This window comes from Paenibacillus sp. 01T47 (assembly GCF_056398245.1).
This window is the reverse complement of sequence record NZ_JBFTPA010000016.1, coordinates 160,870-180,269: the sequence shown is the minus strand read 5'-3', so window position 1 is coordinate 180,269 and position 19,400 is coordinate 160,870. Positions and strand designations below refer to the sequence as shown.

Genomic DNA, 19,400 nt, shown 5'->3' with positions numbered 1-19,400 from the left:
GAGCCAACTTTACGCTGGAAGGCGCGGTATGGGCAAGCGGAGGCGACTTCATCGACTATACAACAGGCAAAGTAACGATTGATACACCGGAATTCGCAAAAGCAATGCAATGGGTAGCAGATCTACGCATCAAGCACAATGTATCGCCGTCGCCGGAGGATGAGAAAGCGATGAATTCTTACTCGCGATTTGTAGCCGGCAAAGTAGGCATGTTCCCAATGGGACCATGGGATCAACCGGGATTTTGGGATTTGCCGTTTGAATGGGATATCGCGGCATGGCCGGTGAATCCGGAGACAGGCAAAGCAGGGACGTGGGTTGGCTCAATGGGGTACTCAGTATCCAGCAAATCGAAGCATGCACAAGAAGCGTTTAACTTAGCAGCATTCCTTGCGCTGGATAAAGAAGGACAGAAGCAAAACTACGAGCTTGGGCAAGCAGTTCCAAACTTAATTGATATGGCAAAAGGCGAGTTTGTAGCTTATGACAAAGCACCAGCAAATCGTCAGGTTTTCCTTGATATTATTGAAGATTACGGTCATCCGCCAATTGATTTCGGTTCGAAGGATACGAAGTGGATCGATACGATGTGGCAAGAGGCCGGCAAAGTGTGGGACGGCAAGATGACTGCTGCGGACTGGGCGAAGGAATTGCAGCCGAAGCTTCAAGAGTTGTATGATAAGGGCAATAAATAATAGGATTATGCAACAGTGAGGTTAAAGGGTTGTTCTTAAAGTAGATTATTCTACTTTTGGAACAGCCCTGTTTTTTTGATGAGCATAGGAAGAACGATGTCCTTCCACGTATCATACCTATAGCTTACGAACCCAGTAGGTCTTATTTAAATCATTTATTATGGATTAAAAATGTAACGAACTCCATAATCGTTATTTTGAGAAAAGCAGCTCATGACACCTTACAAAACGTGATATAACGTTAATCAGGTTCGTTAAAATGAAATAAAAGTAGTTTTCAACATAATAAGCGTAATAGAGTTCGTTAGAGAAATGACTCGTGGATATTGTGCATAGCCGACGAGACCAACAATTGAATCTGAGAGGAACAGTCCTTCTAGATAACGTAGATCAATTTTCACTGAGATGATCGGGGTTTAAGTTTATGCCTTTTGTATTCTCTAAGAGATCTCGCTCATCATTATAAAAGATCACCAATTATTCCGTTGCAGACAAAATAAAATTAATTTAGTATAATTAATATATTAATATAATGAGAGGACGTCGTTATGAAAAATTTCCCTTTGTATAAGCAAATTCAAGTCGATATTTTAGGGCAAATCAAAGCTGGGAAATTGCGTCCTGGAGATCGTGTCCCTTCCGAGAAGGAGCTTGCGGACAAATATAGAGTAAGCCAAATCACGAGTAAAAACGCGTTGATTGGTTTAGCGGATGAAGGCGTACTCGTTCGAGTACAAGGAAAGGGAACGTTCGTAAGACAGGATGGCGAGACGGCTGAGGATTTAGATGTTTCAAGCCATGTGCGGGACGTTATCGGACTTATTTTACCGTGCATGAAGACGAAGGTGGATCAGAAAATACTGGACTCAATCGAAAAGTACGTAACAGCCAGCGGCTACAACCTACAGGTACGGATTACGAGAGAGTCGCAGCTTGAAGAAAGCGCAGCTATTGAATCGATGGTCGCTGCAAGTGTACGCGGATTAATTGTATTTCCGACGGAGGAGGAGCGATACAACGATAGCATTTTACGCTTGTCGCTCGATAAATTTCCGCATGTGCTAATTGATCGTTTTTTGAAAGAGATTCGCACGTACAGCGTCAGCTCGGATAATGTGAATGGGACGGAACAGGCTATCACTCATTTGCTCGACAGCGGGCATGAGCATATTGCCCTTATCACGCCTGAAATTACGAATACAGCGACCGAAGAAAGAGTGATCGGATTCGAAAAAGCTTATTTAGCCAAAAAACTTCCGATTAACAAGGATTTGTGGTGTATTCTCAAAATTGAGGATATATCGAGCGGCAATGCGCAGCACATTATTGAATCCTTTATGAGTGAGCGCCCTGAGGTTTCAGCAGCATTCGTTGTCAATGTAGAGTTGACCAACTATACTTATTACGCAGCGAAGAGGCTGAAGAAGTTAGTGCCTGACGATCTCGAGCTCGTTTGTTTTGACCGGCCTGATTTTCAGGATGTATCGTATTTGCAGCAAAATGAAGACGAGATTTGCAAGGTTACCGTTGAATTGCTTCATGCGCAGCTACAAGGGGAGTACGAGCCGCAGCGTATTGTTGTACCCGTAAAATTTTGCAAAATGTAATTAATAGAACATAAAAATACCGTGTGCTGATTTTTAGCGCATGGTATTTTTTATATTATATTCAGTATATAAACATATAACAATATAATTTATAATGAATTCATTGGATTAAGCGCTTACAGAGCGCAATAAGTATTCACACAACATAGGGGGCGACAACCGCAATGAAGAGCAAATTATCCGCGAAGCTTGGACTTGTAATGCTATTATGCTTTGGAATGCTGCTATCGGCTTGTTCATCAGGTGGAAATGGCAACAGCTCTGCTGCAAATGGAAATACGGGGAATAAAGGCGATGCAGCAACAAACGCACCGCAAGAAAAAGTAAAGATTTCGTTTATGGGTCATGGCAGTCCGCAGGAGAAAGATATATTCGCCAAGCTGATCAAATCATACGAAACAAAATATCCGAACGTAAAGGTAGAGTACACAAGCGTGCCGCCTGCTGAATACAATCAGAAGCTGTCTACGCTGGTTGCATCGGGCAAAACACCGGACGTATTTTACGTATCGGGCCCGCAGTTTTATAAGTTTGCCGAAGCAGGCACGATTCAAAACCTGCAGCCGTTTCTAGAAACGACCGAGCTGTTCCAAGCCGATAACGTATGGAAACAAGCGCTAGATCGATACCGTTTTGATGGCAAGCAGCTCGGGCAAGGGGATTTGTACGGATTGCCGAAGGACGTAGGTCCATGGGCAATGGCCTACAACAAAACGATGTTTACTGAAGCTGGGCTCGAATTGCCGCCGGCAGAGGTTGGCAAATGGACATGGGACAACTGGTTAGATGCAGCGAAGAAGCTGACGAAGGATGAGAATGGCGATGGCAAAGTCGAYATWTATGGCGGAGCCAACTTTACGCTGGAAGGCGCGGTATGGGCAAGCGGAGGCGACTTCATCGACTATACAACAGGCAAAGTAACGATTGATACACCGGAATTCGCAAAAGCAATGCAATGGGTAGCAGACCTGCGCCTGAAGCACAATGTATCGCCGTCGCCGGAGGATGAGAAAGCGATGAATTCGTACTCGCGATTTGTAGCCGGCAAAGTAGGCATGTTCCCAATGGGACCATGGGATCAACCGGGATTTTGGGATTTGCCGTTTGAATGGGATATTGCGGCATGGCCGGTGAATCCGGAGACAGGCAAAGCAGGGACGTGGGTTGGCTCAATGGGTTACTCGGTATCCAGCAAATCGAAGCATGCACAAGAAGCATTTAACTTAGCAGCATTCCTTGCACTGGATAAAGAAGGACAGAAGCAAAACTACGAGCTTGGGCAAGCGGTGCCAAACCTGATCGATATGGCAAAAGGCGAGTTTGTAGCTTATGACAAAGCACCAGCAAATCGTCAAGTTTTCCTTGATATTATTGAAGATTACGGTCATCCGCCAATTGAGTTCGGTTCAAAGGATACGAAGTGGATCGATACGATGTGGCAAGAGGCAGGCAAAGTGTGGGACGGCAAGATGACAGCTGCGGACTGGGCGAAGGAATTGCAGCCGAAGCTTCAAGAGTTGTATGACAAGGGAAATAAGTAAACTAAAGTTTCGAATGATAAACATAAATAACGAATAGCTAGTGCGAGGATGTGTACGCATGAGGAAAAGTAAACCTAGTTATATCCGCAAAGAATATGCATGGGCCTACCTGTTTGTGGCGGCCCCAGTGCTTGGCTTTCTCATTTTTGGAGTCGCACCGCTTCTTTACTCCGCGTGGTTAAGCTTCACATCTTGGGATTTGGTTACGCCGCCTGAGTTTGTAGGTTTTGATAACTATATCGAAGTTTTTCACGATGAGAAGGTGTACAAATCACTTTTTAATACTGTATTTATGATGCTTGGCATACCCATTGGGATGATTGTGGCACTCTTGCTTGCTATTATGATGAACCGTCCGCTCAAAGGAATCTCGTTTTTACGGACAATCTATTACTTGCCAGTCATTTCACCCATTATTGCGGTGTCGTTGTTATGGCAATGGATATTGAATCAAGATTTTGGTTTGCTCAACCAAACGATGTGGAGTTGGTTCGGCATCGAAGGGCCTAACTGGTTAGGTGACGCAAATTGGATTAAACCTTCCATGATTTTGATGGGAGTATGGGGCGGCGTTGGCGGTACGATGGTTCTTTATTTAGCCGGGCTGCAATCGATTTCGTCGTCCTATTACGAGGCAGCTGAAGTGGATGGCGCGAGTGCATTCCAGAAACTGCGGTTAATTACCATTCCACTGCTGACGAACATTCATTTTTTCGTTATTGTCATGGGCGTTATCGGCGCGTTCCAATCGTTTAGCCAAATTTACGTATTGGCAGGCGACGGGGGGCCGGAGTATAGTGCGGCAACCGTAGTATTTTATATTTTCGAAAATGCGTTCAAGTATTTTAATATGGGTTATGCCAGCTCAGTGGCTTGGGTTCTTGGCATTATTATTTTCATCGTTACACTCCTTCAGTTCCGTTTATCGAAAAAATGGGTGTACAACGATTAATCTTTTACCGTTACAGTTTGCGAGGGGAGTTTGATTTCAAATGCAACAGAAACGACTAACAAACCTTTGGGTGGCATTAATTCTATGTATCGGCTCTATTATTATGCTGGCGCCGTTCGTATGGACGATATCTACTTCATTAAAAGATCAACGCAACGTTTTTGAAATTCCGCCTAAATGGATTCCAGACCCAGCTACATTCAAAAACTATGTAACGGCTTGGAATGATTCTCCGTTGCTAAGCGGTTTTATGAATAGCATGATTATTGTCGTCTTTGTACTTGTCATTGGAATATTCGTTTCAACAATGGCGGCATATGCATTCGCTAAGATTGAATTTCCGTTTAAAGATGCTATTTTTCTATCCTTGCTTGGCACGATGATGATTCCTTTTTCCGTCGTTATGATTCCTCAGTTTATTGGCTTCTCGTCAATTAATTGGACGGATACGCTTTTGCCGCTTATCGTACCCGGGTTATTTGGCAATATCGTCGTTATTTTCTTCCTGCGCCAATACTTGGCGGGAGGTTTGCCGAATGAGCTGGTGGAAGCAGCGAAGCTGGACGGCAGCGGTTTCTTCCGTACCTTCTGGACCATTGCACTGCCGGTTGCAAAACCTGCGATTGCAGCTCAAGCAGCGTTAAGCTTTATGGGCATTTGGAATGATTTTATGGGACCGCTTATTTATTTAAGCTCCCCGCAGAAACAAACCATTCAAGTTCTTATTGCTTCTATGCAATCACAATATATGGGATCTTCTAACTATCCGGTAATCTTGGCAGCATCGATTATATCGATGGTTCCGGTCATTCTTGTATTCTTTTTCTGCCAACGCTACTTTATCGAGTCTATGGCGATTAGCGGCTTAAAAGGTTAGCGCATGAGATATTTTAACCTTACACAAATGAGGGCGACGAAGCTTGTCGCCTTCCTCGTTGTATGCATGGTAGTCATGTTAAGTGGCTGCAAGTCCACGCCAGAAGAAAAAGCAGTCGTACTGTTGAAGGAGGATGCTAAATTGTATACAAATTCGTTGAAGCTGGAGCAAGAGTGGGAGGATTACGGGATCGGTGATCCTTTCATCATGCGTTACAACGGTAGGTTTTATTTGTATTGCAGTACAAAGGACTTTCGTCCGGGCATTAAAGCTTGGAGCTCCGAAAATTTAGTGGATTGGAAATATGAAGGGCTAGTTACTGAAGACCCCATTACGACTGGGGCTTATGCACCTGAAGTCTTTTACTGGAATGGCAGCTTCTACCTATATACATCCCCGGCAGGCCAAGGGCATTATGTGCTGCAAAGCGACAGCCCAACGGGCCCTTTCGTCGTCAAAACCGGAAATCTCGGAAATTCTATCGATGGCTCTGTTTTTATTGACGATGACGGGAAATGGTATTTTACGAATGCAGGCACGCAAGGCATCGTTGCGCATGAAATGCCAGATCCATTAACGATTGATGTTGGCGTAACGACTAATGCATTTCTTGGACATTGGACAGAAGGTTCAATGATCTGGAAGAGAAATGGCCTTTATTATATGACATATACGGGCAATCACGTATTTAGCAACGGTTATCGGGTGAACTACGCAGTATCCAAGGATGGGCCTGTCGGCGATTATACGATTCCTGCAAACAATCCGATTGTCATCAGCGTAAAGGATGAATTTAAAGGGCTTGGCCATAGTGCAACAGTGCTTGGGCCGGATATGGACTCTTATTATTTGACTTATCATAATCTGGTTGGACATTCTTCTGAAGGCCCGCCAGTACGTGAATTGAACATTGATCGACTTGCCTATAACGGTGATAAGCTGGTTGTTTTTGGTCCATCTCATGATCATATGCAGCCTGCGCCGGCAATGCCTTCATTATATAGCTGGCTCACTGACGGCATTTCTTCAGAACAATGGGATGAATCATCGTCCGCGGCTGAACAAAAGGCGCTAAGTAAACTTTCGACGGAAGATGCCTTTATTGCGGAATTTAACTTCCGATTGAATCTTTCGGACAGTGCAGTGGATAGCGGTACGATTGCAGCTGTATTCTCTTATGCAGATGAAGCTAATTATTCAGCAATCAAGCTGTGGCCAGGCAAACATGAGATTGGGTATGTAACGGTTCAAAATGGATCAGAGAAACAGCTTGCACAAGCACTGCTTCCTAATGAATTTGATTACTCGAAGCTGCATACGATTCGTGTTGAGCAGCGTGATGACAGCGTTCTTGTCTTCTTCGATGGAATGAAAAAGATAGAGGAGCATACAACTAAGCCGAGCGGCGGGAAAATTGGCTATATCGCCAATCAGTCGCAGCCAATTTATGAATATACAGCCTTTACGAATGAAGCAGGCGGCAGCAGTGATTTTGAGGCCTATAAGCCTGTGCCTGGGGAAATTGAAGCGGTCCATTATTTGAAGGAAGCTGATCGGGGTTTTCATTTGGAGCAGAAGTCATCCGAGATCAGTGATTTTAGAAAAGCAGACGGTGTACCGATTCGCAAGCTGGATGACGGCAGTTATTCCGTGAGCCTGCTGCAAGGCGGTGACTGGTTGAAATACAAGCTGAATGTGAAGGATCATGCGAAATACGGGATCGGCTTAACGCTTAAAAAGCCGGAGAAGGATGTTGTCTTGGAATGGTCAATTAACGGCGGCGAAGCCGTGAAGACGAAGATCAAAGCCGATGACCCAGCCTTTGTAGAAGGCACAGCGAAGCTTCGAATTGGAACAATCGAAATTGCGGCAGGTTTTCATGAGCTTAAGATAGAGCTGAAAGCTGGACCAGTGGAAGTGCATTCCTTTGAGCTGTTTGCTATAGACCTGCTGGATAAGGAGCAGCCGTTCCATTCATTATCCTTTCAAACGGGAATGGGGCTGTTTGGACAATCGGAGGATGATTATAGCGGCAGCGGCATAGATGATGACATGTTGTTTGCGGGCAGTGACAATTGGGACAATTATGAGCTGGCGTTTGATGTGCAGTTGAATGCAGAAACGGATATCGGAGGCGTTTTTGTTCGAGCTTCCAATGAATCCTACCATCCGGCTCAGGTTAGGGATGCAGTCATGGGCTATTACATCGGTATTTCTTCTTCGCAGCTGACTTTGAATCGGATGAACTATGATTCCAATTTAGTAGCTAGTGAAAGCGCAGAACTGGAAACCGGTAAAGCCTATTCGTTCAGAGTTGTTGCAAAAGACGGGAACCTAAAAGTATTTCTGGGGGATGGCTCAACTCCAGTTATTAATTATACGGACCCTTATCCATTTTTGCATGGCAAGGTAGGCATTCGGTCAGAACGATCAACAATGTTGTTCAACCATTTAATGATAAATCCGCTAAAAAAATAATATATAAGCATAAGCAATAGGACTGGAGTGGGAACATGATGGATGCAATACGAAATGAATATCCAAGACCGCAATTTGAGCGATCATCCTGGTTAAACCTGAACGGGGAATGGGAATTTGAGTATGATGACTCAAACGCAGGTTGTGATAATAAATGGTTCGAGAGAAAACAGTTTGATCGCAAGATTCAGGTGCCATTTTGTTACCAAAGCGAGTTAAGCGGCATTAATGAAAAATCGTTTCACGATATCGTATGGTATCGTAAAAGTATTGAGGTTCCAACGGAGTATGCAGGGAAACGAATCATTCTCCATTTCGGTGCTGTTGATTATGAAGCAAAGGTATGGGTAAATGGACATTTAGTAGCAAGTCATGAGGGAGGCCACACCCCATTTCATGCGGATATTACTGCTGTGTTGAATGCAATAGGCCCCAATAGCATAGTCGTGCGTGCACAAGATTATAGTAAAGACGTCACGCTGCCCAGAGGGAAGCAGTATTGGAAGGAGCAGTCAGAGCAAGTTTTCTACACGCGAACGACTGGGATTTGGCAAACGGTTTGGATGGAGGCTGTCAATCAAGCACATGTGAGCCGAGTGAGATTGACGCCGGATATCGATCATAATAAAATTCATATTCGCAGCTTTATTAAGGGAACGGAATTATATCATGGCTTGCGACTCAGCATTAAAATATCGTTTGAAGGTGAATTAATCGCTGAGGATGTTATTCGTGTTATGGAGCAGGAAGAGGAGGTCTCTATCAAGCTTCATGATTTTAATGATCATGGGCTTGGCCGCTGGTGGTCGCCGGAGAAGCCAAACTTGTATGACGTTGAATTTATGCTGCTTGATGGAGAACGAGAATTGGATCATGTCAAAAGCTATTTCGGCATGAGAAAGATATCCATTGAGGATGGCGTTATTTGCTTAAACAATCGCCCTTATTATATGAAGCTAATTTTGGATCAAGGTTATTTTCCAGGTGGTGTGCTAACAGCTCCAAGCGATGAAATGCTCCGTACGGACGTCGAGCTGACCAAGCAAATGGGGTTCAACGGGGCGAGAAAACATCAAAAAATTGAAGACCCGCGTTATTTGTATTGGTGCGATAAGCTTGGATTGCTCGTTTGGGGCGAGATGGCCAATGCGTATCAATACTCTGAACAATACGTGACGCGTATCATGAATGAATGGCAGGAGGCTGTTCACCGTGATTACAATCATCCTTGTATCGTTGTGTGGGTACCACTTAATGAAAGCTGGGGAACGCCAAATATATTAATAGACAAAAGGCAGCAGCACCATGCCTCTACTCTTTATTATTTGACCAAATCTCTCGACGATACAAGACCTGTTATCTCAAACGATGGTTGGGAGCATGTGAAATCTGATATTTACACGGTTCATGATTACGAAAGCAATGAACAGATACTGGCAAGTAGATATGCAACGCCTGAAATGTCCGTCAAATGTGATCCTCAAGGCAGAAAAATACTTGTGCCTGGGTTCACTTATAATGGCGAGCCGGTGCAGTTATCGGAGTTCGGCGGTATTTCGTATATTAAGGATAATGAAGTAGGTTGGGGGTATTCTTCGGCTAGAGACGATCAGGACTTCTTGAACCGTTTAGTGGCCGTGATGCGTCCGATTATAGCAGCTGGCGGACTGCAAGGTTATTGTTATACGCAGTTAACGGATGTTGAGCAGGAGAAAAATGGCCTGCTGTCCTTCGAGCGAGAACCGAAGCTTCCTATTGAAACCTACCGAGAGTTAAACAAAGGAATGATCCCAGTTCTATAAGCGACATTCCAATGCTGTAAACGGCACTTAGCATAGCTAATGTACTTACCGAACATAATAGTCGAAACAAAGACTATGAACAGGTCAGGAGCATTGCGATATGTTTAAAGAAGCAGTATCTATAGTTGATCAGAAGATAAAAGTGATTGAAAGCGATAATGGCACTATTTATTTAGTCGGTCCCATTCAACTTCCGGTGAAGCTTGATGAAGGCGAGGCAATTTTTCAATGGTATTGTTGGCTGCTCTGCAAAGAGCAGCTTGACGATGCGGAGCAAATCATCAAGAAGCTTTCGTCGATTAATTTAGCAGAAATGCAGCAATCAAGCGTGCTGGTGTATGGCGATTTCGAACAGGCAGATGAGGCGTGGATTCGAATGCACAGCATTTGTCATACGGGCGATATTTTTGGCAGCAAACGTTGTGATTGCGGTTATCAGCTGCATGAATCAATGCACATGATTGTGGAAAAGGGTACAGGCGCATTGTTTTATTTGGCCAATCATGAAGGAAGAGGAATCGGTTTGTTTAGCAAAGCGATGGCTTATTTACTGCAAGAGAAGGGTTATGACACCGTAGAGGCGAATGAGGAGCTTGGCTTTGTGGATGACGCTCGCAGTTATAGTGATGCGATACTCGTATTGAAAGCACTTCGTGAGAAACCAGTGTCGCTCATTACGAATAATCCGAAGAAGCTGGATGCACTGCAGGCGGCGGGACTTGATGTGAAAAATCGTATTCCGCTTTGGGGAGATCGATCGGAGCATAATGAGAGGTATCTCGCGACAAAAGTGAATCGTTCGGGTCATTTTGCAGCAAGCGGTTGTCCTAATGAATAATTAAAGGTTAAAAAATTGGATAGGGCTGCCCAGGTAGCACATAAATGCGCTAGCCGGACAGCCCTTGTTTGTATCATATATTTAACCGGACCTCTTCTTCTTATAAGAAAGGCCGTACTGGGTCCCCTTGTTAACAGCAAACAGCATGTGTACCAAGTTGTCTTAAACTCGCATCCTAAAACAACGAAAGCCCTACCTCTCTTCCGTCCTCGCGGCTCCGATGACCGCGCCAGTGTGAATCAGAAATACATCACGTAACAGGTTTGGAATTAACAGCAAAGAAATCAAAATCTGAGGAAATCATTGAATCTTACTGGGGATGTTATGGGGTTAAATATTATACATTCCCATTATCATACTACATATTATATTTAAATGCAACAACAAATTACAGCGAATGACTTTTTCCTTTCTGGATACTCTAGAAATGGAAGGGGGAAGTAAAATGCCAAGTTGGATTGAAATTGTACTGCGAACGTTAGCGGCCATCACTATTTTATTTGCGCTTACGAAGGTTTTGGGAAAACGCCAAATTTCTCAGCTGTCGCTGTTCGAGTACATAACAGGTATATCTATCGGTAATATTGCCGCATATATCTCGCTTGATCTCGACAATTTATGGTTTTTGGGACTGGTATCATTAGCGGTTTGGGTTAGTGTGTCGGTCGGAATGGAATTTTTGACCATAAAAAGCAAGAAGGCTCGTGACTTTATTGACGGAAAAGGTACTGTGCTAATTAAAGATGGCCAGCTGCTCAAAGAAAGCTTGCACAAGGAACGGTTGACCTTGGATGAGATGCTCGAGCAATTGCGCAAAAAGGATGTATACCGTGTAGCCGACGTGGAGTTTGCTGTTATGGAATCAAGCGGTGAAGTCAATGTGCTGTTGAAGAAAGCCTATCAGCCTTTAACGCCGGATACGCTTGGCTGGCAGGTGCCGAATGAGCGAGAGGCAATGACCGTTTTGATGGATGGGGATATACAGGATGAGGTGCTTGCGAATTTAGGACATGACCGGCAATGGCTGCTGCATGAGCTGGAAAAGCGAAATGTGAAGGAATCAGAAGTATTTTTTGCCCAAATTGACAGCAATGGCGAGCTGCTTATCGATACCGGCGAAGAGAGCAAGCAGCCGCAAAATAGTCAACAATCCAAACCCAAGGATCGTGTTATTATGTTGATTGAGCAGTTTGAGGCGGAGCTGATTCGACTTGAACGATTGTCTCGTAATGAAAGCGATCGACGCGTTTATCAGACTGCAATTGATCGCTTTCAAGCAAGCACAAAGTCACTGCCTGATCAGCTGTTGAAGCATTAGCCTATGTCCATCTAGCCGACCAAAGCTTCATCTCTTTTAAAATATGATGCAAGTCCTCGCCCTTAGGTGTCAGTGTGTATTCGACGGTAACGGGCACGGTTGGGAAAACCTTGCGTTCAAGCACGCCCTTATCCTCGAGATGACGGAGCGTGCTTGTTAATGCACGAGGACTAACCGCCGGAATAAGCCTCTGTATTTCTCCGAATCTTTTGGTGCCGCAAAAAAGTTCTCTCAGCACTAAAAAAGCCCATTTACCGCCGATCACATCTAATGTCTTCTCAATATTACATTCGATATGGAGCGGTTCCTTCGGAATGTAATTATGTGCACTCATCGACAATTCCCCTCTCTGCTATCTGCTACCAATAGTATAGTATGTATATATAAGATAATAAAGTGAAAAAACATTCACTACTTTAATAATAGAAAGTTGTACTATAGACTACAGATGAAGAGCGGAGTAAATCGATTCAGGACTAAATGATCGCGGACTTTCTAGAAAACATATCGTCGAGCAATGTGATGCAAGCTTGAAGCGTTTGGGTACTGATTATATAGATCTTTATCAATGCCACCGCTTTGATTCGGAAACGCCGGTTGAGGAGACTTTGCGGGCACTCGATGATTTGACGGCACAAGGGAAGGTGCTTTATGCAGGGGTCAGCGAGTGGACAGCTGCGCAAATTACGGATGCTGCAGCGATAGGGAAACGTCTTAACCTCCGGAAGCTTATTTCGAATCAACCGATTTACAATATGTTTGAGCGGTATATTGAACGGGGCGTTATCGAAGCTTGTGAGCAAGAAGGCATGGGGCAGGTTGTTTTCTCACCGCTTGCACAAGGGATTTTAACAGGTAAGTACAAGCCAGGCCAAGCCGTGCCGGCAGGCAGTCGTGCTGCAAATGATAAGACAAATGGCATCATTAACAGTTATTTGCGAGAAGATGTACTGCAGGTTGCAGAGAAACTGGAGCAGCTGGCTGCAACGATTGGAGCATCATTGTCACAATTTGCATTAGCATGGGTGCTTCGCCAGCCGAATGTGAGCTCAGCTATTATCGGTTCGAGCCGACCGGCTCAAATCGAAGAAAACATAAAGTCTGTAGACATTGAACTGTCAGATGAGCTGCTATCACAAACTGAAGCAATCTTGGCAGAAATCAGCGGCTTTGCTCCGATGCGTTAAAAAGCAAAATGATAGAAATAGCAAAAAGGCTCTTCGAGAGAAGTGCCTTTTTGCTATATATATAATAGAAGCGATTTTTTTTAATGATTCATTTGAGTCTCGGATGGGCTGTAGGTGCCTGGTTGTGTAATTGGAGGGGGCATATCCTTTCCACCGGCAAAATGATATTTCACTACGGTATTGAATTTATCGATATGTGGCATTAAGGATCGTCCGCCCCATGCTTCCTTGGCAAAATCGTTGAAGTAATTTACGAACTCCATATTGGCTGAAATATGAACTTCTTGTACAGCTGGAGCCAGCTCGCGAACTCTAAGAGCGACAGTCTGCTTAAGTTCATCCGACAAATCATTAACATCGTTGACTGAGAAATAGGAGTTGTACGGTGATACAAGGATCTTGCTGTTGCCATACGGACTGCCTGTATCATGGTTATATACGCCATCACTAGTACCTGTATTGTCTTGCTCGCTTTTGCCGCCTGAATTCCGAGTACCAACTGCGGTCCAATCAAGCATTAAACCGACATAAGCATTTTTGTCTGTCAGCATAACGATTGCGGAAGCTATGCCGTTTAGATCAGTTACTTTGCGGGAGATGACGGAGCTGTATTCAAAAAATGAATTATTATGCTGGTCAGCATTGTTGGTCGCCTTGCCATAAGCTCTGCCGCCGAGCATCTTCGGATCGTTAGCTTGACGGCTTCCATAATCGGTGTCGCTTTGCTGAGCATACTGTTTGTAGGCACAGCCGGCTGAAGTTGTTATCATGACTGCCGACAACAGCAATGCGGCAATTCGTTTAACCATAAAGAACGGACCCCCATTCATACGATAATGGCTTTAGTTTTTGCCGCGGCTCCGTAAATATACGTTTTTGCAAGCATACATAATTGACCATGGGTTTGGTGCACAATGTAGGATAGAGAGAATGCCATGCAGACGGGCTAAACAAGACAGTTTATCATGCGAAAAAACGCAGTAATGATGCGAATTTGACAGCTTTGAGAACAATTTGTGAACTCTCTGTGGAACATTGACAAATAGGGGCTTCAACTTTATATTTAATAAAGTGATTTAAGTTGCAGGAGTTGTAATAACATCTGTGAAACACGCAGCCAGCCGTATGCCACGTGAAAATTAGGCAGCTGCGAAAACGTCAAAAGTGGGGTTGATTAATGATGAAACGGTGGCGATTTGTAAAACGGCTTGCGCCGCTTATGGCCATGATGGTGCTAGTACTAGCGGCTTGCGGGCGGAGCGATTTGTCGACGCTGAATCCTCAGGGACCTGTAGCGGAAGAACAATTCGGGCTGATGAAGCTGGCAATTGGAATCATGTTGATCGTGATTGTTGCCGTATTTGCGATTTCTTTGTTTGTAATTATTCGTTTCCGCAGACGTCCAGGAGACAAAACAATTCCTAAGCAGGTGGAAGGAAATCATAAGCTTGAGATTATTTGGACAGTAATTCCAATCATCATGCTTATCATTTTGGGTGTTCCAACCGTTCAATCCGTATTTAATCTTGCTAAAGACTACAGCAAAGATCCGGAAGCGGTTCAGGTCATCGTTACTTCACACCAATACTGGTGGGAGTTTGAATACCCAGCTTACGGAATCAAGACTGCACAAGAGCTTATTATTCCAAAAGGTAAGACGATCTCCATCACAGCGAAATCCGCAGATGTGCTTCACTCATTCTGGATTCCATCGCTTGCTGGGAAAATCGATACCAACCCTGGTGCAAACGTAAATAAAATGTACTTCTCTGCACCAAAAGAAGGCGTTTACCTGGGTAAATGTGCTGAGCTTTGCGGACCTTCACATGGTTTGATGGACTTTAAAGTTAAATCAGTGGACGAGTCGTCATTTGATCGTTGGGTAGCTGCACTTAAAGAACCTGTAGCGCTTCCAAGCGATCCGGCAATTGCTAAAGCATTTGAAAGCAAATGTCTATCTTGCCACGCAGTGGGTGATTTGGGCGGACCTGCTTATCCTAACTTGACAGGTATCGGAAGCCGTGAGACTGTCGGGGGTATACTTGTTAACACCGATGATCCGCAATATTCCAATGAAGGTTCAGTATACGACAACTTGCACCGTTGGATCAAAAACCCGGACGAAGTTAAACCGGGCAACCAAATGGGTAAAATCGAAGATTTGACTGAACAAGAGATTGAAGGTATTGCTAAATACTTATCTGAATTGAAGCTTAACTACGAACAATAATTTATCGGTGATTGAAGGAGGTACCTACTTTGGCTCATGCGCATACGCATAAGGTCAAACGTTACAGCGGTCTGATGGACTGGCTGACTACGGTTGACCATAAAAAAATCGGAATATTGTATATGATTGCCGGCGGTTTTTTCTTCCTTGTCGGTGGTTTGGAAGCGATTTTGATTCGGGTTCAATTGTGGAAGCCGCTAAATAACTTTGTTAGCGCGGATACATATAATGAGCTTTTAACCATGCACGGAACGACGATGATCTTCCTTGCAGCGATGCCGCTTTTATTCGCCTTAATGAATGCGGTTATACCGCTTCAAATCGGCGCGCGCGACGTAGCCTTCCCTTTCGTTAACTCATTAGGCTTCTGGACATTCTTGTTCGGCGGTATTTTGCTTAACGTGAGCTGGTTTACTGGCGGCGCTCCAGATGCAGGCTGGACATCATATGCACCGCTCGCGGGGACGACCTATAACGGCGATCACGGCGTTGACTATTATGTACTAGGTTTGCAAATAGCTGGTATCGGAACACTTATCGGGGGTATTAACTTCCTCGTAACGATTATTAACATGCGTGCACCAGGCATGACGTTCATGCGTATGCCGATGTTCACATGGGCTGCGTTCATTACTTCGGCGCTAATCCTGTTCGCATTCCCTGCTTTGGCAGTTGGTCTAGCGGCACTCATGTTCGACAGATTGTTTGATGCAAATTTCTTTGATCCTTCTGGCGGCGGTAACGCGGTCCTATGGGAGCATATTTTCTGGATATTCGGGCATCCTGAGGTTTATATCCTCATCTTGCCGGCCTTCGGCGTTATTTCCGAGGTAATAAGTACATTCTCACGTAAGCGTTTGTTCGGTTACAGCTCGATGGTATTCGCTACAATCCTGATCGGCTTTTTGGGCTTCATGGTTTGGGCGCATCACATGTTCACGGTTGGTCTTGGACCAGTTGCGAATGCGCTGTTCTCCATTGCAACGATGCTTATCGCGGTTCCAACAGGTATCAAAATTTTTAACTGGCTATTTACGATGTGGGGCGGTTCCATTAAATTCACGACAGCTAACTTGTTCGCTGTCGGATTTATACCAACCTTCGTAATGGGCGGCGTTACCGGCGTCATGCTGGCAGCAGCACCTGCTGACTTCCAATATCATGATTCTTATTTTGTCGTAGCGCATTTCCACTATGTTATCGTAGGTGGTTTGGTACTGGGTATTTTCTCAGGCCTTCACTACTGGTGGCCAAAAATGTTCGGACGCATGCTGAATGAAACACTTGGTAAATTGACGTTCTGGACATTCTTTATTGGCTTCCACTTAACATTCTTTATTCAACATTTCCTTGGCTTGCTAGGTATGCCTCGTCGTATTTGGACATATCTCGACGGTCTTGGTTTCAACGAAATGAACATGATCAGTACAGTAGGCGCATTCTTGATGGGCTTTGGTACAATTTTCTTCTTGCTGAACGTTGTTATCACAGCTTTCAAACCACAAAATGCACCAGCTGATCCATGGGAAGACGGTCGTACTCTAGAGTGGACGATTCCATCGCCACCTCCTGAATACAACTTTGCTCAAACACCGCTTGTACGCGGCTATGATGCATACTGGAAAGAAAAAACGGACGGTCACAAGGGCATGACGCCTGCGGAGCCAATTGGTCCAATTCATATGCCTTCTCCTTCGATCCTGCCTTTCTTCATGGGATTTGGATTGTTTATCGCAGGTTTAGGTTTCATGTACGCTAAAGATTGGGGCAACTTGTTTGGATCATTCAAATCAGGTTATGCTCTCGGTATTGTTGGTTTGCTGATCTTGTTCGGTTGCATGTTCCTTCGTTCCGTAATCGATGATCACGGCTTCCACATTGAAGAAGAAGAAATCCTTAGAGATATGGGGGGTAAAGCATGAGTGCGCATTCGCATGTAGAGGGGCAATTGCCTCATGAGCCCGAAAAGGCGACCCTCGAGGGACGCAATAAAGTATTAGGCTTTTGGCTTTTCCTTGGCGGAGAAACTGTATTGTTCGGAACGTTGTTCTCAGCGTTCCTAGCACTACGGAATCAAGTCCTTGATGGACCGCCAGCACATGAATTGTTCCAGCTTCCACTCGTTGCGCTTGCGACAGCACTCTTGCTTACGTCAAGCTTAACAAGCGTGTTCGCTGTTCATGCGCTGCATACAAACAGAGTGAAGGCGTTAATTAACTGGCTGATTATTACGGTCATTCTTGGCGCAGGTTTCCTTGCTCTTGAAATTTACGAGTTCTGGCACTATGTACATGAAGGCCACGGCTTTACAACGAGCGCATTCAGCTCCTCGTTCTATACGCTGGTAGGCTTCCACGGAGCACACGTTGCTTTTGGTATTACATGGATCACATTGATTATTATTCAATTAGCAAGAAAAGGCTTGACTGTAGTAACAGCACCGAAAGTATATGTTGCTGGTATGTACTGGCACTTTATCGATGTTGTATGGGTATTCATTTTCACCGTCGTTTACTTGATGGGAAAGGTGGTTTAATCCATGGCAAGCAATCATACAGCCACTGAGGAAAGCCCCAAGCGTCATAAGGTCGAAGGACCTAAGAAGCATATTATCGCGTTTATTTTCTCGATCTTGCTTACGTTCATCGCATTCGCGACTGTAATAAGCGGAGAAATCAACAAAGATTTTATCTACATCATTTTGATCGGCTTAGCGGTATTGCAAGTGTTCGTACAAATGGCATTCTGGATGCACATGAAAGACCGTGGTCATACTTTCGCAATTATTGGGATTTTGACTGGTGTATTCATCGTCTTCACATGTGTCATTATGGCTGAATACTGGGCTTGGTGGTAACCGATTTAACTATTGGAGGAGAGGAGGGTCCCGAGGCTTGGGTCCCTCCTCTTTTGTAAAAAAGCTAGCGTAATTGAAAGGAGTTTCCACGATGCTTGGCTTACAATATTTTCGCTTCGAGGAATTGTGGACCCCCATGTTTCTATTCGGAATGGCCGCAATTGTCATTCTATATTACTACTTAATTGGACCATGGCGTGAGAAGAATGCTCCTGAGGCTGATGCAGCGACAAAGCTTCAGAAGTTTATGTTTGTTTCGGCTGCAATTATGTTTTATATGGTTCACGGAGGACCTTTAAATCTATTAGGTCACCTTATGTTTACATTTCATATGGTCAATATGTCAGTATCTTATTTAGTTGTACCGCCGCTAGTATTGCTTGGAGTTCCAAGCTTCTTATGGCGAAAAATGTTCTCCGCTCCGTTTTGGAAAAAACTGAGCTTCATGATGCATCCTATTATTTGTCTTTTGTTGTTTAATATTTTGTTCTCGGTTTATCATGTCCCAATTGTCCATGACTATGTGATGACGCACTTCTCTGTGCATCGTCTTTATTATTTTATTTTGCTTGTAACGTCGTTTATGATGTGGTGGCAGATTGCCTCACCTGTTCCAGAGTGGAGCAGACTTAGCGATGTGAAGAGAATGGCTTATGTGTTTGCGAACGGCATGCTTCTGACACCAGCTTGTGCTTTAATTATTTTTGCCAAAACGTCTATGTATGCGATTTATAGCGATCCTAATGTTTGGGTTACAGCGATGGGGTACTGTGTATCGGGTGATCCGAGCCGTTTGCTGGAGAGCTTTAGCGGTCCGCAATTTTTTAATATTATGGACGTAGTTGAAGACCAGCAGCTTGGCGGAATCGTCATGAAGTTCGTGCAGGAAATTATGTATGGCATTATATTGGCGTATATATTCAAGCAATGGTTCAAGCGTGAGCATAAGGACGATGAATTGCCGAATACGAATACAGGAACAGCTTAATACCAATTATTTAACGAACATTAGGTGGGG

16 protein-coding genes and 1 pseudogene are annotated in these 19,400 nt (G+C 44.3%); 15 read left to right on the top strand and 2 right to left on the bottom strand.

What is annotated here, in order from left to right:
* The 9 genes from AC1DOV_RS25980 to AC1DOV_RS25940 form a co-directional block, all read left to right on the top strand.
* Positions 1 to 695 (top strand): extracellular solute-binding protein (locus AC1DOV_RS25980; protein WP_477551372.1); only part of this gene is annotated, 695 nt, incomplete at its 5' end.
* Positions 696 to 1,243: 548 nt separating this feature from the next.
* A complete protein-coding gene (locus AC1DOV_RS25975; protein ID WP_477513011.1) occupies positions 1,244 to 2,302 on the top strand; it encodes a GntR family transcriptional regulator in 1,059 nt (352 codons plus the stop codon).
* A 164-nt stretch (positions 2,303 to 2,466) separates the two neighbouring features.
* Positions 2,467 to 3,843: an ABC transporter substrate-binding protein gene (locus tag AC1DOV_RS25970; protein WP_477551371.1), complete on the top strand. Its 1,377-nt coding sequence runs from the start codon at positions 2,467 to 2,469 to the stop codon at positions 3,841 to 3,843.
* Between the two features lie 58 nt (positions 3,844 to 3,901).
* Positions 3,902 to 4,795, top strand: coding sequence for a carbohydrate ABC transporter permease (locus tag AC1DOV_RS25965; RefSeq protein WP_076267158.1), 894 nt, complete (start codon positions 3,902 to 3,904; stop codon positions 4,793 to 4,795).
* Between the two features lie 40 nt (positions 4,796 to 4,835).
* The gene (locus tag AC1DOV_RS25960) at positions 4,836 to 5,672 is read left to right on the top strand and encodes a carbohydrate ABC transporter permease (RefSeq protein WP_441882653.1); all 837 of its coding nucleotides are present in this window, start codon (positions 4,836 to 4,838) and stop codon (positions 5,670 to 5,672) included.
* Between the two features lie 3 nt (positions 5,673 to 5,675).
* Positions 5,676 to 8,150 (top strand): family 43 glycosylhydrolase, encoded by a 2,475-nt coding sequence (locus AC1DOV_RS25955; RefSeq protein WP_477551370.1) that lies wholly within the window; start codon positions 5,676 to 5,678, stop codon positions 8,148 to 8,150.
* A 38-nt stretch (positions 8,151 to 8,188) separates the two neighbouring features.
* Positions 8,189 to 9,952 carry a glycoside hydrolase family 2 protein gene (locus AC1DOV_RS25950; protein ID WP_477551375.1) on the top strand — a complete coding sequence of 588 codons (1,764 nt, stop codon included), beginning with the start codon at positions 8,189 to 8,191 and terminating at the stop codon, positions 9,950 to 9,952.
* 100 nt (positions 9,953 to 10,052) lie between these two features.
* Positions 10,053 to 10,790 carry a GTP cyclohydrolase II gene (locus AC1DOV_RS25945; protein WP_441882647.1) on the top strand — a complete coding sequence of 246 codons (738 nt, stop codon included), beginning with the start codon at positions 10,053 to 10,055 and terminating at the stop codon, positions 10,788 to 10,790.
* A gap of 445 nt (positions 10,791 to 11,235) precedes the next feature.
* On the top strand, positions 11,236 to 12,108 hold the full coding sequence (locus AC1DOV_RS25940) for a DUF421 domain-containing protein (protein WP_441882645.1): 873 nt from the start codon (positions 11,236 to 11,238) through the stop codon (positions 12,106 to 12,108).
* 1 nt (position 12,109) lies between these two features.
* Here AC1DOV_RS25940 and AC1DOV_RS25935 read toward each other — a convergent pair whose 3' ends face one another.
* Complete coding sequence (locus AC1DOV_RS25935) at positions 12,110 to 12,442, bottom strand: winged helix-turn-helix transcriptional regulator (protein WP_076267153.1); 333 nt, start codon at positions 12,440 to 12,442, stop codon at positions 12,110 to 12,112.
* A gap of 130 nt (positions 12,443 to 12,572) precedes the next feature.
* On the opposite strand from AC1DOV_RS25935, the pseudogene AC1DOV_RS25930 reads away from it, so the two are divergent.
* Positions 12,573 to 13,295: pseudogene (locus AC1DOV_RS25930) on the top strand (aldo/keto reductase); the annotation flags it as partial.
* Positions 13,296 to 13,375: 80 nt separating this feature from the next.
* Here AC1DOV_RS25930 and AC1DOV_RS25925 read toward each other — a convergent pair.
* Positions 13,376 to 14,104: a YhcN/YlaJ family sporulation lipoprotein gene (locus AC1DOV_RS25925; protein WP_441882643.1), complete on the bottom strand. Its 729-nt coding sequence runs from the start codon at positions 14,102 to 14,104 to the stop codon at positions 13,376 to 13,378.
* Between the two features lie 368 nt (positions 14,105 to 14,472).
* Between AC1DOV_RS25925 and coxB the strand changes: the two genes are divergently transcribed.
* From coxB to ctaG, 5 genes are all read left to right on the top strand, one after another.
* Entirely contained in the window at positions 14,473 to 15,525 is a 1,053-nt protein-coding gene (gene coxB, locus AC1DOV_RS25920) for a cytochrome c oxidase subunit II (RefSeq protein WP_076267151.1), read from the top strand.
* Positions 15,526 to 15,599: 74 nt separating this feature from the next.
* Positions 15,600 to 17,447 carry a cytochrome c oxidase subunit I gene (gene ctaD, locus AC1DOV_RS25915; protein WP_076267396.1) on the top strand — a complete coding sequence of 616 codons (1,848 nt, stop codon included), beginning with the start codon at positions 15,600 to 15,602 and terminating at the stop codon, positions 17,445 to 17,447.
* Positions 17,444 to 18,061: a cytochrome c oxidase subunit 3 gene (locus AC1DOV_RS25910; protein ID WP_076267150.1), complete on the top strand. Its 618-nt coding sequence runs from the start codon at positions 17,444 to 17,446 to the stop codon at positions 18,059 to 18,061. The genes ctaD and AC1DOV_RS25910 overlap by 4 nt, the downstream gene beginning before the upstream one ends.
* A 3-nt stretch (positions 18,062 to 18,064) precedes the next feature.
* On the top strand, positions 18,065 to 18,382 hold the full coding sequence (locus AC1DOV_RS25905; RefSeq protein ID WP_076267149.1) for a cytochrome C oxidase subunit IV family protein: 318 nt from the start codon (positions 18,065 to 18,067) through the stop codon (positions 18,380 to 18,382).
* Positions 18,383 to 18,473: 91 nt separating this feature from the next.
* On the top strand, positions 18,474 to 19,370 hold the full coding sequence (gene ctaG / locus AC1DOV_RS25900) for a cytochrome c oxidase assembly factor CtaG (protein ID WP_441882640.1): 897 nt from the start codon (positions 18,474 to 18,476) through the stop codon (positions 19,368 to 19,370).
* Positions 19,371 to 19,400: the final 30 nt, after the last annotated feature.